The 15,294-nt window shown below is 58.3% G+C and carries 11 protein-coding genes; 8 read left to right on the top strand and 3 right to left on the bottom strand.

Going from position 1 to position 15,294, the window contains the following annotated elements:
- Positions 1-8: 8 nt before the first annotated feature.
- From CKW26_RS05570 to CKW26_RS05545, 6 genes are all read left to right on the top strand, one after another.
- Positions 9-671 carry an amino acid ABC transporter permease gene (locus CKW26_RS05570; RefSeq protein WP_095047813.1) on the top strand — a complete coding sequence of 221 codons (663 nt, stop codon included), beginning with the start codon at positions 9-11 and terminating at the stop codon, positions 669-671.
- Entirely contained in the window at positions 668-1,459 is a 792-nt protein-coding gene (locus CKW26_RS05565) for an amino acid ABC transporter ATP-binding protein (protein WP_095047812.1), read from the top strand. The genes CKW26_RS05570 and CKW26_RS05565 overlap by 4 nt, the downstream gene beginning before the upstream one ends.
- A 30-nt stretch (positions 1,460-1,489) precedes the next feature.
- Complete coding sequence (locus CKW26_RS05560) at positions 1,490-1,879, top strand: RidA family protein (RefSeq protein WP_007912330.1); 390 nt, start codon at positions 1,490-1,492, stop codon at positions 1,877-1,879.
- 129 nt (positions 1,880-2,008) lie between these two features.
- Positions 2,009-2,773 (top strand): IclR family transcriptional regulator, encoded by a 765-nt coding sequence (locus CKW26_RS05555; RefSeq protein ID WP_095047811.1) that lies wholly within the window; start codon positions 2,009-2,011, stop codon positions 2,771-2,773.
- A gap of 39 nt (positions 2,774-2,812) precedes the next feature.
- On the top strand, positions 2,813-4,027 hold the full coding sequence (locus CKW26_RS05550; protein WP_095047810.1) for an amino acid deaminase: 1,215 nt from the start codon (positions 2,813-2,815) through the stop codon (positions 4,025-4,027).
- A gap of 157 nt (positions 4,028-4,184) precedes the next feature.
- Positions 4,185-5,120 (top strand): sugar kinase, encoded by a 936-nt coding sequence (locus CKW26_RS05545; protein ID WP_095047809.1) that lies wholly within the window; start codon positions 4,185-4,187, stop codon positions 5,118-5,120.
- A 130-nt stretch (positions 5,121-5,250) separates the two neighbouring features.
- Here the strand turns inward: CKW26_RS05545 and CKW26_RS05540 are convergent, their stop codons facing one another.
- Positions 5,251-5,526, bottom strand: coding sequence for a peptidylprolyl isomerase (locus CKW26_RS05540; protein ID WP_007912322.1), 276 nt, complete (start codon positions 5,524-5,526; stop codon positions 5,251-5,253).
- A 51-nt stretch (positions 5,527-5,577) separates the two neighbouring features.
- The gene (locus CKW26_RS05535) at positions 5,578-8,115 is read right to left on the bottom strand and encodes a PAS domain S-box protein (RefSeq protein ID WP_095047808.1); all 2,538 of its coding nucleotides are present in this window, start codon (positions 8,113-8,115) and stop codon (positions 5,578-5,580) included.
- Between the two features lie 113 nt (positions 8,116-8,228).
- Here CKW26_RS05535 and CKW26_RS05530 point away from each other — a divergent pair, with 113 nt between their 5' ends.
- Both CKW26_RS05530 and CKW26_RS05525 read left to right on the top strand, forming a co-directional pair.
- The gene (locus tag CKW26_RS05530) at positions 8,229-9,338 is read left to right on the top strand and encodes a PilT/PilU family type 4a pilus ATPase (protein ID WP_095047807.1); all 1,110 of its coding nucleotides are present in this window, start codon (positions 8,229-8,231) and stop codon (positions 9,336-9,338) included.
- Between the two features lie 126 nt (positions 9,339-9,464).
- Complete coding sequence (locus CKW26_RS05525; protein ID WP_141231850.1) at positions 9,465-13,232, top strand: hypothetical protein; 3,768 nt, start codon at positions 9,465-9,467, stop codon at positions 13,230-13,232.
- Between the two features lie 48 nt (positions 13,233-13,280).
- Here CKW26_RS05525 and CKW26_RS05520 read toward each other — a convergent pair whose 3' ends face one another.
- On the bottom strand, positions 13,281-15,236 hold the full coding sequence (locus tag CKW26_RS05520; protein WP_095047805.1) for an acetoacetate--CoA ligase: 1,956 nt from the start codon (positions 15,234-15,236) through the stop codon (positions 13,281-13,283).
- Positions 15,237-15,294 lie beyond the last annotated feature (58 nt).

Raw genomic sequence — 15,294 nt, 5'->3', positions numbered from 1 at the left:
AGGCTGCGATGTACGAATCTCCCAGTTGGTTACATGAATTGTGGGTCGCGCGTGAGCCGTTGTGGCAGGGCTTTCTGACCAGCGTGCAAGTGTCGGCACTGGCGATTCTGCTCGGCACGATGCTCGGCGTGGTCACCGGTCTGGTGCTGACCTACGGCAAATTCTGGATGCGCGCGCCGTTTCGTTTTTACGTCGACCTGATTCGTGGCACGCCGGTGTTTGTGTTGGTGCTGGCCTGTTTCTACATGGCGCCGGCACTCGGTTGGCAGATCAGCGCATTTCAGGCCGGGGCCTTGGGCCTGACGCTGTTTTGCGGTTCCCACGTCGCCGAGATTGTTCGCGGTGCATTGCAAGCTTTGCCGCGCGGGCAGATGGAAGCGAGCAAGGCCATCGGCCTGACGTTCTACCAATCGCTCGGCTACGTGCTATTGCCTCAGGCGCTGCGGCAGATCCTGCCGACCTGGGTCAACTCGTCCACGGAAATCGTCAAGGCGTCGACCTTGCTCTCGGTGATCGGCGTCGCCGAATTGCTCCTCAGCACCCAACAGATCATCGCCCGGAACTTCATGACCCTGGAGTTCTACCTGTTCGCCGGTTTTCTGTTCTTCGTCATCAACTACGGCATCGAATTACTCGGCCGGCACATTGAAAAGCGGGTGGCCTTGCCATGACTCAAGCTCAAGTTTCCCCTCAGACTCAGGCGTTGCTGGACATCCGCGGCCTGCACAAACAGTACGGCGCAGTCGAAGTGCTCAAAGGTGTCGATCTGAGCATGCAGCGCGGCAACGTGGTGACGCTGATCGGCTCCAGCGGCTCGGGTAAAACCACGCTGCTGCGTTGCGTGAACATGCTCGAAGAATTCCAGGGCGGGCAGATCCTGCTCGATGGCGAATCCATCGGCTATGACGAGGTCAACGGCAAGCGTGTGCGGCATGCGGAAAAACTCATCGCCCGCCATCGTGCGATGACCGGCATGGCGTTCCAGCAATTCAACCTGTTCCCGCATTTGACCGCATTGCAGAACGTCACCCTGGGCCTGCTCAAGGTGAAGAAAATGCATAAGGATGAAGCTGTGGCGCTCGCCGAGAAATGGCTGGAGCGCGTCGGCTTGCTGGAGCGGCGCAATCACTTTCCCGGTCAGTTGTCCGGCGGTCAGCAACAGCGCGTGGCGATTGCCCGGGCGATTGCGATGAACCCGAGCCTGATGCTCTTCGATGAGGTCACTTCGGCTCTCGACCCGGAGCTGGTTGGCGAAGTCCTCAACGTGATCAAGGGCCTGGCCGAAGACGGCATGACCATGCTGCTGGTGACGCACGAGATGCGTTTCGCCTTCGAGGTCTCGGACAAGATCGTTTTCATGAATCAGGGGCGGATCGAAGAGCAGGGGCCTCCCAAGGAACTGTTCGAACGCCCGCAATCGCCGCGTCTGGCTGAGTTTCTGAAAAATACGCGGTTTTAATCTTACGTTTTCACATCAGGAGAAACACCCATGAGCATTACGCGTTACGGCACCGGCAGCACCGCCGCTGGCGGCCAGCCACGTCCCTTCGCTCGCGCCGTTGAAGCGGATGGCTGGCTGCATGTGTCCGGCCAGGTACCGGCGGTGGATGGCGAGATTATTGTGGGCGGTATCGTCGAGCAGACCCATCAGACCATGAAAAACCTGATCGCGATTCTCGAAGAGGCCGGGTATGGCCTGGAAGACGTGGTGCGCGCTGGCGTGTGGCTGGATGATCCGCGGGATTTCAGCAGTTTCAACAAGGTCTTTGGCGAGTACTTCAAGCCTGAGCACGCACCGGCGCGCGCCTGTGTGCAGGCGAGCATGATGGTTGATTGCAAGGTCGAGATCGATTGCATCGCGTACAAGAAAAAGGCCTGATACACCGCGGCTCTTGTAGGAGCTGCCGAAGGCTGCGATCTTTTGGCATTTTTGGATGCGCCAGAAAGGCAAGATCAAAAGATCGCAGCCTGCGGCAGCTCCTACAGGGAATATTGAGTGAGTAATGACATGACCGAAGACACCATCAAACGCCGGGCCCGCGGTCTGGACCGGGCGTTCGATATTCTCGATTTCCTCAAGGAAATCGGCCAGCCGCTGCGCCCCAACGACATCGCCAACGGCATCGGCAGCCCGAAATCCACGGTTTACGAACTGGTCGCTTCATTACTCGAACGACGGATTCTGGAGCCGGTGGGCAAGGACGGTCATGTCTACCTGGGCCGGCAGTTATACTTCCTCGGTCAGGCACATTTGCGTCATTTCGACCTCAGCCGCGAGGCCGATCATGCCTTGCAGGAGATCGTCAGCCAGACCCGTGAAACCGCGCAGATGTGTCTGCTCAACGGGCGTAAATACACCGTGGCACTGATGAAGGAGGGCGAGCGGCATTTCCGCATTTCCTCCGACATCGGTGAAAACGCCCCCATCCCGTGGACCGCCTCCGGGCGCCTGCTGCTTGCGCATTTAAGCGATCAACAAATCATCGACCTGATCGACGAAAACGACTTCATCCTGCCCGACGGCGAGCGCCTGCCGCTGGAGCGTTTTCTGGCGGAAATCCGCCAGGCCGGCATCGATGGTTTCTTCTCCTTCGACAGTGTTGCCGACACCTTTACCCATTGCTTCGCCGCGCCGGTCAAAGACCCGCAAGGCGTGGCCATTTGCACCTTGTGCATCGTCGCGCCACGGGCCGATGCGAAAAACAATTACAACGACTATCGCCGGGTGCTGATCGAGAGCGCCAACAGCCTCGCCCGGCGCATCAACGAATAACGGCGGCTGGCTGCAGCCGCGAATGTGAGGAGTTCGACCATGACCACTGCCATCAATACTGCTGGAGAAAAGGGCGACGCTGCCATCGGCGCGCACCTGGTACGTGACGTCAGCCTGCCGGCGCTGGTGCTGCATCGTGCAGCGCTAGAGCACAACATCCACTGGATGCAGAAATTTGTCAGCGACAGCGGCGCGGAACTGGCGCCCCACGGCAAAACCAGCATGACCCCGGCACTGTTCAAGCGTCAGCTCGACGCCGGCGCGTGGGGCATCACCCTCGCCAGCGCGACCCAGACCCGGGCGGCTTATGCCCATGGCGTGCGTCGGGTGCTGATGGCCAACCAATTGGTCGGCACGCCGAACATGGCGTTGATTGCCGACCTGCTCGCCGATCCGTCATTCGATTTCTATTGCATGGTCGATCACCCGGACAACGTCGCTGATCTCGGCGCGTACTTCGCCTCGCGCGGGGTGAAGCTCAACGTGATGATCGAGTACGGCGTGGTCGGCGGGCGTTGCGGTTGCCGCAGCGAGCAGGAAGTCATTGAGCTGGCCAAGGCAATCAGCGCGCAACCGGCGCTGGCCCTGACCGGCATCGAAGGTTACGAAGGGGTGATCCACGGCGATCACGCCGTCAGCGGCATTCGTGAATTTGCCGCGTCGCTGGTGCGCCTGGCGGTGCAGTTGCAGGACAGCGGCGCATTCGCCATCGGCAAGCCGATCATCACCGCCTCGGGTTCGGCCTGGTATGACCTGATTGCCGAGTCGTTTGAAGCGCAAAACGCCGCTGGGCGTTTCCTCAGCGTGTTGCGCCCGGGCAGCTACGTGGCCCACGACCATGGCATCTACAAAGAGGCGCAGTGCTGCGTACTCGACCGTCGCAGCGATCTGCACGAAGGTTTGCGTCCGGCGCTGGAAGTCTGGGCGCACGTGCAGTCGCTGCCCGAGCCGGGTTTTGCGGTGATCGCGCTGGGCAAGCGTGATGTTGCGTTCGATGCCGGTTTGCCGGTGCCGTTGCTGCGCTACAAGGCGGGCGTAGTGCCGGCGCTGGGCGAGGATGTCAGTGCGTGCAAGGTCACGGCGGTGATGGATCAGCACGCGTTCATGACGGTGGCGCCGGGCGTTGAGTTGCGCGTGGGCGACATCATTTCCTTTGGTACGTCGCACCCGTGCCTGACGTTCGACAAGTGGCCTGTGGGGTTGTTGGTGGATGAGCAGTTGTCGGTGATCGAGAGCATGGAGACTTGTTTCTAAGGCTTCAGACCGAGTTGCGGCCAATCGCTGGCAAGCCAGCTCCCACAGGGTTCAGTGTTGATTACAAAATCTGTGAGCGACATGAATCCTTGTGGGAGCTGGCTTGCCAGCGATGAGGCCCGCCCAGACACCCGCGAATCAACAGAGACACCACAAGATGAACACCCTCAGCCCCCTGGGCCCGAACATTCCACGCATCGCCCTGATCGGCGAATGCATGATCGAACTGCAGCAACGCGCCGACGGTAGCCTGCAACAAAGCTTCGGCGGCGACACCCTGAACACGGCGGTGTATCTGTCCCGCGCCATGGGCGAGAAGGCGCAGGTCGATTACGTCACCGCACTGGGCGATGACAGTTTCAGCGACGCCATGTGCCAGATCTGGACCAGCGAAGGCATCGGCCTGGATCTGGTGCAACGTCTGCCGGGTCGCCTGCCGGGCCTGTATTGCATCCAGACCGATGCCAGCGGCGAGCGGCGTTTTCTCTACTGGCGCAACGAAGCGGCAGTTCGCGACTGTTTCACCACCCCGGCCGCCGCGCCGATTCTGGCGGCGTTGCCGGATTACGATGTGCTGTATTTCAGCGGCATTACCCTGGCTGTGCTCGGTGCGTTGGGCCGGGAAAAACTTATCCAGACTTTGATCGAAGGCCGTCAGCGTGATGCGCGCATCGTCTTCGACAACAACTATCGACCGCGCTTGTGGGCCTCGGTCGAAGACGCGCGGGACGCCTATCGCAGCATCTTGCCGTACGTTGATCTGGCGTTGTTGACGGTGGATGACGAACAGGCACTGTTCGGTTTTGCCGATTGCGCGGCAGTGTTTGCCGCTTATGCGCAGTTCGGCACGCCGGAAGTGGTGCTCAAGCGTGGCGCCGAAGCTTGTTTGATTCAGTGTGATGGTGAAGCGTTCGAAGTGCCGGCGCAGAAGGTCGAGAAGGTGGTGGACACCACGGCGGCGGGGGATTCGTTCAGTGCGGCGTATCTGGCCAGTCGATTGCTGGGCGGCAGTCCGGTGGAGGCTGCCGAGGCCGGGCATCTGCTGGCCAGCAAGGTGATTCAGGTGCCGGGGGCATTGATTCCCAGAACCTGAAATGCAACACCTGTAGGAGCTGCCGAAGGCTCGGGCCGCGATCGGACGATCTTTTGATCTTGATGTTAAAAAACAAGATCAAAAGATCGCAGCCTCGTTTCACTCGACAGTTCCTACAGGGCTGCAGTGTTTAATCGCGGTAAAACACCTGCACTAGGTGATAACCAAACTTGCTCTTGATCGGCCCATGCACGGTGCGCAGCGGCTTTTTGAAAATCACCGCATCAATCGCCCCGACCATCTGCCCCGGCCGCACTTCACCCAGATCGCCACCACGCTTGCCGGACGGGCAGGTCGAGAATTTCTTCGCCAGCACATCGAACGCTTCACCCTTGGCGATGCGTTGTTTGAGCTGTTCGGCCTCTTCGGCGGTTTTCACCAGAATGTGGCGGGCTTGGGCTTTCATCGTGCGATACCTGATAACGGGGTGACGGCGGGTCGCGGATTATGCCTCAAGTCACGGGGTTTGGCTGATCATCGTGTGGATCTTGCTGGCCAGCAGCTCAATGGCAAACGGTTTGGCAACCATGTCCATGCCGTCCTCAAGAAATCCCTGACGCTCGGCGGCTTTCTGCGCATAACCGGTCATGAACAACACCTTGAGGCCCGGCCGATGCTGGCGGGCGATCTCCGCCAGTTGCCGGCCGTTCATGCCTGGCAGGCCGACGTCGGTGACCAGCAGATCCACGCGTAGATCGGACTCCAGCAGGGGCAGGGCGGTCTTGGCATCTTCGGCTTCGTGGGCCTGATAACCCAATTCCCGGAGCAGATCGAGCACCAGCATGCGCACCGCCGGGTCATCCTCAACCACCATCACGGTTTCACCGGTCGCCGTCGCCGACGGTTGTTCAACGGCGACGATGGCCGGCCGTTCCGGTTCGACGCCATACAAGCGCGGCAGGTACAAGCGCACGCAAGTGCCCTGGCCCGGCAGGCTGTCGAGGCTGACATGACCACCCGACTGCTGGGCAAACCCATAAATCATCGACAGCCCCAGCCCGGTGCCCTGGCCGATGGGCTTGGTGGTGAAGAATGGATCGAAGGCCTTGGAACGCACCGAGGGCGTCATGCCGGTGCCGTTGTCGCTGACCGCCAGCATCAGGTAATCGCCGGCCTTGACCGGTTCGAGCGTGGTGATGTCGCTGCCGTCGAGGTAGACGTTGGCCGTTTCGATCACCAGTTCACCGCCATCGGGCATCGCATCACGTGCATTGATGACCAGGTTGAGCAAGGCGTTTTCTAGCTGACTGACGTCGGTACTGACCGGCCAAACGTTCTCGGCCAGACGCAGGGTCAGTTCGATCGGATCGCCCTTGGTACGGCGGATCAGATCTTCCAGCGAATGCACCAGTTCATTGGCGTCGAGGGTTTTGCGATCCAGCGACTGGCGCCGCGAGAACGCCAGCAATCGATGGGTCAGCGCTGCCGCACGGTTGGCCGATGACACGGCGGCTTCGGTAAAACGGCCAATTTCGTCAGCCCGGCCGTTGGCGATGTAGCGCTGCATCAAATCGAGGCTGCCGATAATGCCGGTGAGCATGTTGTTGAAGTCGTGGGCGATACCGCCGGTGAGCTGGCCGACAGCCTCCATCTTCTGCGCGTGGCGCAAGGCATCTTCGGCGCGCTCGCGTTCGAACATCTCGTTCTGCAAACGCTGGTTGGCCTGGGCCAACTGTTCGGTGCGGGCGCTGACCCGTTCTTCCAGGGTTTCGTTGAGATTGCGCAAGGCTTCTTCGGTTTTCTTGCGCTCGGTCTCATCGATCACAAAGATATAGAAACCACTGATCGCGCCGTCGGCGGCGTAACGCGGCAGGTAATTCATCAGCGCGTGGCGATTGCTGCCATCGCGGTGCGGGGTATACAGGCTGAATGAGCACGGTCTGCCGGCCAGCGCCTCGGCAATGTAGGGCAGGCGCAGGAAATACGCTTCTTCACCGATGACTTCGCGAATCGTGCGCCCGTAGAGTTCCTGTGGCGTGAGGCCGTACCAATCCAGATAGGCCGCGTTGTTGAGGCGAAAGCGCTCTTCACAGTCGACATAACTGATCAGGATCGGCATGGCGTTGATGATCAGTTGCAGTTCGGTCTGGCTCTGGCGCAACGCCTGTTCGGTGTGTTTGCGCTCGGTCAGGTCCAGCGCCGCGCCGAGAAAACGCATGGGCCGGCCATGATGATCCTTGTAGCAGCGCCCGCGGGCGAATACCCAGCGCACCTCGCCATCGCCTTGCTGCAAGCGATATTCCTCAGCGTATTCGGTGCCGTGGGTGATGCAGTGCTTGATGCTGCGCGCAATCATGGCGCGGTCTTCCGGGTGCACGCCTTGCAAGTAATCGCTGATCGGCAACCGACCGGCGAGGCTGGGGTCGACGCCATGCAATTGGGCGAAATGCGCATCGGCGATAAAGCGGTCTTCGCCGATGTCCCAATCCCAGGTGCCGACAGCATCGGTCGCAGCCAGGGCCAGTTGCAGGCGCTCCTCGGTTTCCCGTTGGGCTTTGAGGCTTTCTTCCGAGCGTCGCTGCAGTTCCAGAGCGATGCGGCGGCGTTCGTTGGTTTCGATCGCGGTGACGAGGATTCCGGCGACTTGCGCGGTCTCATCACGAATCGGGCTATAGGTCAGATCCAGCCAGAAGTCGGATTCTCTGCCGTCTCGTTGCAGGGTGAAGCGTCTTTCGCTGTAGGTGCGAACCTGGCCCTGTAGGACGGCGCTGTAAATAGGGTCGGTAAAGTCGCGAAGTTCCGGCCAGATCTGGTGCGCAGGCTGTCCGAAAGCGTGCGGATGCTTGTGGCCGGCAAGCAGGGCGAAACCGTTGTTGTAGATCTGCGTGAGCTGCGGCCCCCACAACAACAGCATCGGCATCGGCGAGTGAATCACGATGTCCACCGCGGTGCGCAGGCTCTGCGGCCAGTTGCCGGCAGCGCCCAGGGGGCTGCGGCTCCAGTCGGTACGGGCGATCAGTGCCTGTGCGTCGTCGGTGTTCGGTACAGCATTCATTACATCAATCCTGAGCGTGGTTCGTTGAGGCGACGTCTATCATTGTTGCAGTTGATCTGCGCCAGGCGCAGGCCGTTGTCTGTTCATTGAATGCTTCGCGGGTGCTTTTTGCCATGGAAATCGATGCGCTGTTGTCAATTTTGTCCAATAAAAACGGTTCGGACCTGTTCCTCTCCACGGGAGCACCGCCCAGTGCGCGCATTGACGGCGTGCTCACAGTGTTGAGCGAACGCCCGTTCAAAAACGGTGAAACCGCGGCCATCGGGGCCTCCCTGATGGACGCCGAGCAACGACGGGAGTTCGACCGGGATCTGGAAATGAACCTGGCGATTTCGCGAGCGGGTATCGGGCGTTTTCGCGTCAATATCTTTAAGCAGCGCAATGATGTATCGATCGTCATTCGCAATGTCAAACTCGACATCCCGCGTTTTGCCGATCTGAAATTGCCGGCAGTACTGCTTGACACCGTCATGCTCAAGCAGGGCTTGATCCTCTTTGTCGGGGCCACCGATTCGGGCAAGTCGACCTCGCTGGCCGCGCTGATCGACCACCGCAACCGCCATAGCAGCGGGCACATCATCACCATCGAGGACCCGATCGAGTACATCCATCGCCACCAGCGCTCGATCATCAATCAACGGGAAGTCGGGGTCGATACACGCAGCTTCCACGCGGCCCTGAAAAACACCCTGCGCCAGGCACCGGACGTGGTGCTGATCGGCGAAATCCGTGACCGCGAAACCATGGAACATGCCCTGGCGTTCGCCGATACCGGGCATCTGGTGCTCTCGACGTTGCACGCGCACAACGCCAATCAGGCACTGGACCGAATTATCAATATGTTCCCGGAAGAACGGCGACCGCAGTTGTTGCATACGCTGGGAAACAACCTGAAAGCATTTATCTCGCAACGCTTAGTCCGCACCGTCGATGGGCAACGCAGGGCAGCTGTCGAGGTGCTGTTGGGCACGCCAACCATCGCAGATCTGGTTCGGCGCGGACAGTTCGAGGAGCTGAAACCGATAATGGAAAAATCCACCGAACTGGGTATGCAGACATTTGATGCGGCGCTGTACGCATTAGTCGCTGAAGGTGCAATCAGTGCGCAGGAAGCTTTAAAGAATGCTGATTCGGTGAATAATTTGAAGTTGCGGATGAAACTTTCTGAAGAGGCAAATGCTGGTAACGATACAACGTCCGAAGAATGGGGGTTGATCGATTAATGTTTTCTTGATTGTTTGTGGGGGCGGAAACAGTTATTCATGTTTTTTAGATGGATTGGTCGTATCAAAGAAAGTAGAACGTCATCGCGCTGAAGTTGTCAGCTAATTACTTGGTGAGGTTCTAGTGTGAATGATAAGGCCCGGAATAAAACGTTCTGGTCTTCGGCTGTTGCTCTTTCCGAATGGAAGAGCAGGGATGAAGCCGATGCCGTTGAGCGTCAATTGGTTTTGACTCAACTAGAGGCGGCGTTAAGCCAATACACGGATGATCAAAAGATCAATTGGTATGGGCATGAAGTAGAGTTGCAAGCCGGATCGTCGTTGTTCGAGATCTACAATCCCGGCAGCCTTTTGCTTAATGAGTTACTTGCTACCGGCCCGGTATTCGGTGCGATTGCCAGGGAAGGCGCAAGCGATCATGACGGACTTCTGCGCGTTACGCCCGACGGCAAGATGGAAGTCCGTGCGGTCAGGGGGTGGGTGGATCTGGTCGCGGCGCGGCACTTTGAATACAGTGTTCCGACACAATCTGCACTGACGTTGATTTCGGATATAGCTACAGTGGCCGGTGGTTATATATGGCCTGATAACGATATAACTCTCGATCAATGGTTTCGCTTTCATGACATAAACTTGCCGGACAACAAGGCGAAGGTCAGGAATTTGATCGATTTGTTCAAGTTTGATCCGCCAGTGCCAGAGCCGGGCAACTACTGGGAGTGTTTTCAAACCGAAGATCCGGCATTGGTCGTATTAAGTGAGGAGCAGTTTTCAGCTATTCGTAATGCGACTGCCAAGTTGATGCCCAACAGAAAACTTCTCACGGCCCTCTACAATGTTACCGGTCGCGCCGCCGTCACACATGAGAGTGCGGCTCAACGGGTCATTGAACTCGTCAATCATCCGATTGCTCTTAATCTCGCCGGTGACTACCTGAAAGAACTGGGCTGGTTCGGTGTGAACGAGGGACAGCAGGCTTCCGATGACATTCTTCGGCAATTGCTGATGACGGCGATATTGCTCGACCTTGATCCATCGATTGGTCACGGCATACAACGTAATCGTGTGGTCGGACTTGATCTGTATGCGCCGAAAAATGTTGATCGTCACCCCTCGGTCATACTTGAGGCGCTGACGGCTGTGCTGCGAACCCGACAATGGCTTGAGGCTGGTCTGGAGCCGTTGGTTGCCCACTTGCTGTTGGCACGCAACGCACCCGAGTTTCTGGTCAGGGAGATTCCTTCGTCGGTTACCTTGGGTTCGATTGGATGGATCAATTTCTGTCGCGCCGTCATGCTGGTCGAGACACTGAAAACCGGTGCGACGCGTGGCATGACCTATGCGCAGGTCATGGCGTATGGCGAACTTGAACCGGTCAGTGAGTCGCAGAAACACAAGCGTGACCTGGCCATGATTGACCCAATCGTTGATTGGGCATTGATCAACCAGATTGTGACCGCCGCTGAACTTGAGCAGGCCGAGCAAACCACTACCCGACGTGCAATTGATGCATTCGAGCGCCACTCGGAAACGTTCGCTCAAATCGCCAAGGCATTTTCGACGCCGTTACCCGACAGAGCGAAGATTGCCCGATCCGCTTTGCAAGTCGCCGCGCCTGGTTGCGACAGCCTGGACGAAAAAGCACTGTCCGAGAAAGGCGGACAGCAAGTCATGTCGATGGTCGACTTGCATCAATCAGGTGATCTGGTCACTGGCCAGTGGGATAGACGTACCGTGCGCCTGGTCACTAACGGTGTCCTCAGGCCGGCCATCAACTACAACCCGTCCGGTGTCAGCCTTTACGCGCGTTACCCGAACTTGTTGAAGCTAGGATCCTGTGACGAGGAGATGGATCGTCAGTTGGCTGTGCATTTCAATGATTTGAACAGCGCCATGTTGTCTAGCGTGAAACTGGCTTTGGCGCAGATGCCAGAGGCGGATTTGCAAGTCTTCATGAATGCCGATATTCACTTCCTGACCGTACGCGAGTCCGCCATTTATTTTAAATCGCGCGGCCTGGGCGGGCCCCTGAAAATTGATCTTGACCAGGAAACAATGCAAAGCAGAGATGCCGCCACGGGACGTTTTGGCATTGTGATGTATGCGTCTCACGAGAATGCGGACATCTGCTACGAACTGTTCACATCGCGCGCAGAGACTCGAAAAAATGACGCCTTGGCGGCTTTCATCAAGCGAGAGCGAAAACTGCGACAACGTTCAAGAATGAGTGCCAGCGCGGATCTAACGTTTCCACTGAGCATCACCGCGACGCAACTCCTGCCGCTCGATGTAAAACGCTATACCCATGCGGCTGCCGAGGACTCTTCGATCACCAGCAGCATGGCCATCATCGATAATTTTGGCATGCTCAACGCGCCGCAAGCATCGTCGACGCCAAAGTCAGGGTTCTATCAAAAATTCAACGACCCGAATATCGAACGTATCGCCACGTTTCTGGTTAAAAATCGACCTTATCTGAACAAGAGCGAACTGAGAGAACTGGTGCGCGTACCGACTCCGCTTGAACTTTCCAGGGAGGAGGGCGAGCGATTGCTGACTTATTTCATCGACCTGGTGGTGCCTTTCAAAAAATGCATCGAGGATATTGCCTCGGGTGAACATGACAAGGTCGTCGACGGAGTTTACGGATGTCTGATGGATGGCATCGGCCTGGTGGGCACGGTGGCAGGAGCCACCTCCAAAGTCTTGAGCATTTCGGCGAAGGCTATTTCAACCACATCCAGGGCGGCGCGTTTTACCCGATTGGCATTCACCTCGGCCGTTTCCCTTCTCAACCCGCTGGATGGGGTGCCCTCTGGCATTCAGGCGGGCGGAAAATTGGTGAATAAGGGCTTGTTGCGTTTTAGCAAAAACAGCCATGAACTGGTTGCCAGGGCCAACAGCCAATTGCACAAACTCAGTGGCCGTCGGCAGTCCTATGATTTGCTCGGTGCGTCGCAAAGTACCCATTTGGGGTTGGGTCACTGGCAACCTCGCGGCACGCCTGGCAACGTTGTTGCTGTTCTGGCGGCCCGCAGCGGCAACCAATGGTACGCCTTGAACCGGCGTGGCAAGTTGTGGGGTCAACCGCTGAGCGGCTTCGCCTATCAAACACCCTTGCAGTTGCCGTATTCAACCAAGACACTTCCCGCGAGCTACACGTGCAACTTCATCGAAACAAGTCTACCTCGCGCTCGGGCGAAGATTGACAACGCTATTGCTGTGATCAGCCGACATGAGTTCAAGCGAGACGGCGATCTGCTGATGAAGGCACTGTTCGGTAACACGTCGCAGGTAGCGACTGATCGACTGGTGAATTATCTGCGCTTGATTCGCTTTGATTTCGCTGGCTTCTCAGTGAGCAACACGCTTCTCGATGCAGTGAAGCATAACGAGACACTCGCTTCTTTTGATGTGAACAACTACAAGCGTTGGAAAAGTGCCAGCTCCAACGACGCATCGGGTATTGCGTTTATCGAGATTTATACTCAAAACCTGAACAAACACTTCGTCAATCTGGGCTTCAACCATGACGTGGTGGCCGATGACCTGATCCACGAACTGTTTCATGGCAGTGCGCAGACCGTGGATGTCGGCTACGCCACGGACACAGAGCATGCAAGCCACAGCGGGCAGCGACTGGATGTAGCGCAGCTGCTGAATCTTGCGTCCGGCAACCTCCCTGTCGCGGACTCGATCGCTGGCAATCATGCGGTATCCAAGGCCTTTGAGAATGCCGACTCGCTGGCAATTGCCACTTCGTTACTGAGTCAAATGGCTACGGGCAAAACGACATTCGACCGCAACATGACGATCATTCGCAGGGCACTCGATGCCAGTGGCGGTAGAGCGATTGGTCAGCCGGTTGTGATTACGCTGAACAAACCCCTCTGACGCCATGCACCGTCGTCAACGCTTGCCGTAAGCGTATCAGCGCCGGGTTCAAACGCTCAGTTCCAGCCGATCCCGAAACTGCTCCAGCGCTTCGGGATTGGCCAACGCATCGGTGTTTTTCACCGGCCTGCCGTGCACCACCTCGCGCACTGCAAGTTCGACAATCTTGCCGCTGATGGTGCGCGGAATGTCCGTCACCGCAACGATCTTCGCCGGTACATGCCTTGGGGTGGTATTGGCGCGGATCTCCTGACGGATGCGTTGCTCCAATGCGTCATCCAGTGCCAGCCCTTCGCGCAACTTCACAAACAGCACAACCCGCACGTCATCCTGCCACTGCTGACCGATAGCGACGCTGTCCAGTACTTCGCTGACTTTCTCGACCTGCCGATAGATCTCCGCTGTGCCAATGCGCACGCCACCCGGGTTGAGCACTGCATCAGAGCGGCCATGGATCAGCATCCCGCCGTGAGGCCGTTGCTCGGCGTAATCGCCCTGTGCCCAGACCCCGGGAAACAGGCTGAAATACGATTGCCGCAATTTTGCGCCGTCCGGGTCATTCCACAGGCCAATCGGCATGGCCGGGAAATGCCGGGTGCAGACCAGTTCACCTTTTTCACCGAGCACCGGTTGGCCGGCGTCATTCCAGACTTCGACCGCCATGCCCAGGCTCTTGCCCATGATCTCGCCGCGCCGCACCGAGGACAGCGGATTGGCGTTGACGAAGCACGAAACGATATCAGTGCCGCCCGACATCGACGCCAGGCATACATCCGCTTTCAAGTCGCGATAGACGAAGTCATAGCTTTGCGGCGATAACGCTGAGCCCGTGCACAGCAGCGTCTTCAGGCTGCCCAGATCATGACTTTCCCGGGGCTTGGCGCCGCTGCTTTCCAGGGTGGCGAGAAACTTGGGGCTGGTGCCGAACACACTGATGCGCTCGTCGTCGATCAAGTCGAGCAAACGCTGGTTGTCCGGGTGAAACGGCGAGCCGTCGTACAGCACCACCGCGCTGCCGACCGCGAGCGCCGAGACCAGCCAGTTCCACATCATCCAGCCGCAGGTGGTGTAGTAGAAAAGTCGATCGCCGGGGCCGAGATCGCAATGCAGGCCGTGTTCCTTGACATGTTGCAGCAACACGCCGCCGGTGCTGTGGACGATGCATTTCGGCACGCCGGTGGTGCCGCTGGAATACAGCACGTACAGCGGATGATGGAACGGCATCGGGACAAAATCCGGTTCGCCGCCGACCTGATAAAAGTCATCCCACAAAGTCACTTCGGCGTGAGTCTTGTATGCCTCGACACGGGCCTGCGGCTGAGCGTAAGGCACGATGATCAACTGCTTCAGCGTTGGCAGTTGCTCAAGTATTCCGTTGATCTTGTCGGTCTGCTCGATGACTTTGCCGGCATAGCGATAACCGGCGCAGGTGAGCAGCACCTTGGGTTCGATCTGGCCGAAGCGATCGATCACCCCATGGGTGCCGAAATCCGGCGAGGAGCACGACCAGATTGCACCGAGGCTGGTGGTGGCGAGCATCGCCACCAGGGTTTCCCAGGTATTGGGCATGCAGGCGGCGACGCGATCGCCAAGACCAACACCGGCGGCGCGCAAACCGGCTTGAAATCCGGCGACATGCTCGGCGAGTTCGGCCCAGGTCAACTGCTCGCGTTGACCGTTCTCCGCCACGCTGATCACCGCCACGGCATCGTCACGCCGCCGCAGCAAGTGTTCGGCGAAGTTCAGCGTGGCGCCGGGAAACCACTCGGCGTCGGGCATCTTCGAGCCTTCGCGCAGCACGGCATCGGGTTGCGTGTGGAAGCGGATATCGAAGAAATCGACAATCGCCTGCCAGAATTCCGCGCGCTGCTCGACGCTCCATTGGTGCAGGGCAGGGTAATCGTCGAGTTTCAGTGAATGGCGTTGATTGACCGCACGACGGAAGGTGTCCATGCGCGACTGGGCGATACGGTTGGCGTCGGGTTGCCAGAGGATGTCGGACATTGTTTGCCTCTTGTTTTATTCATGCACAAGGTCGAGCGCACACATAGCACCTGTGGGA

The sequence above is a fragment of the Pseudomonas sp. Irchel s3h9 genome, from assembly GCF_900187475.1.
In the GTDB taxonomy this organism is placed as follows: Bacteria; Pseudomonadota; Gammaproteobacteria; order Pseudomonadales; family Pseudomonadaceae; genus Aquipseudomonas; species Aquipseudomonas neuropathica.
The sequence above is the reverse complement of the archived record's forward strand: the minus strand, read 5'-3'. Positions and strand labels throughout refer to the sequence as shown.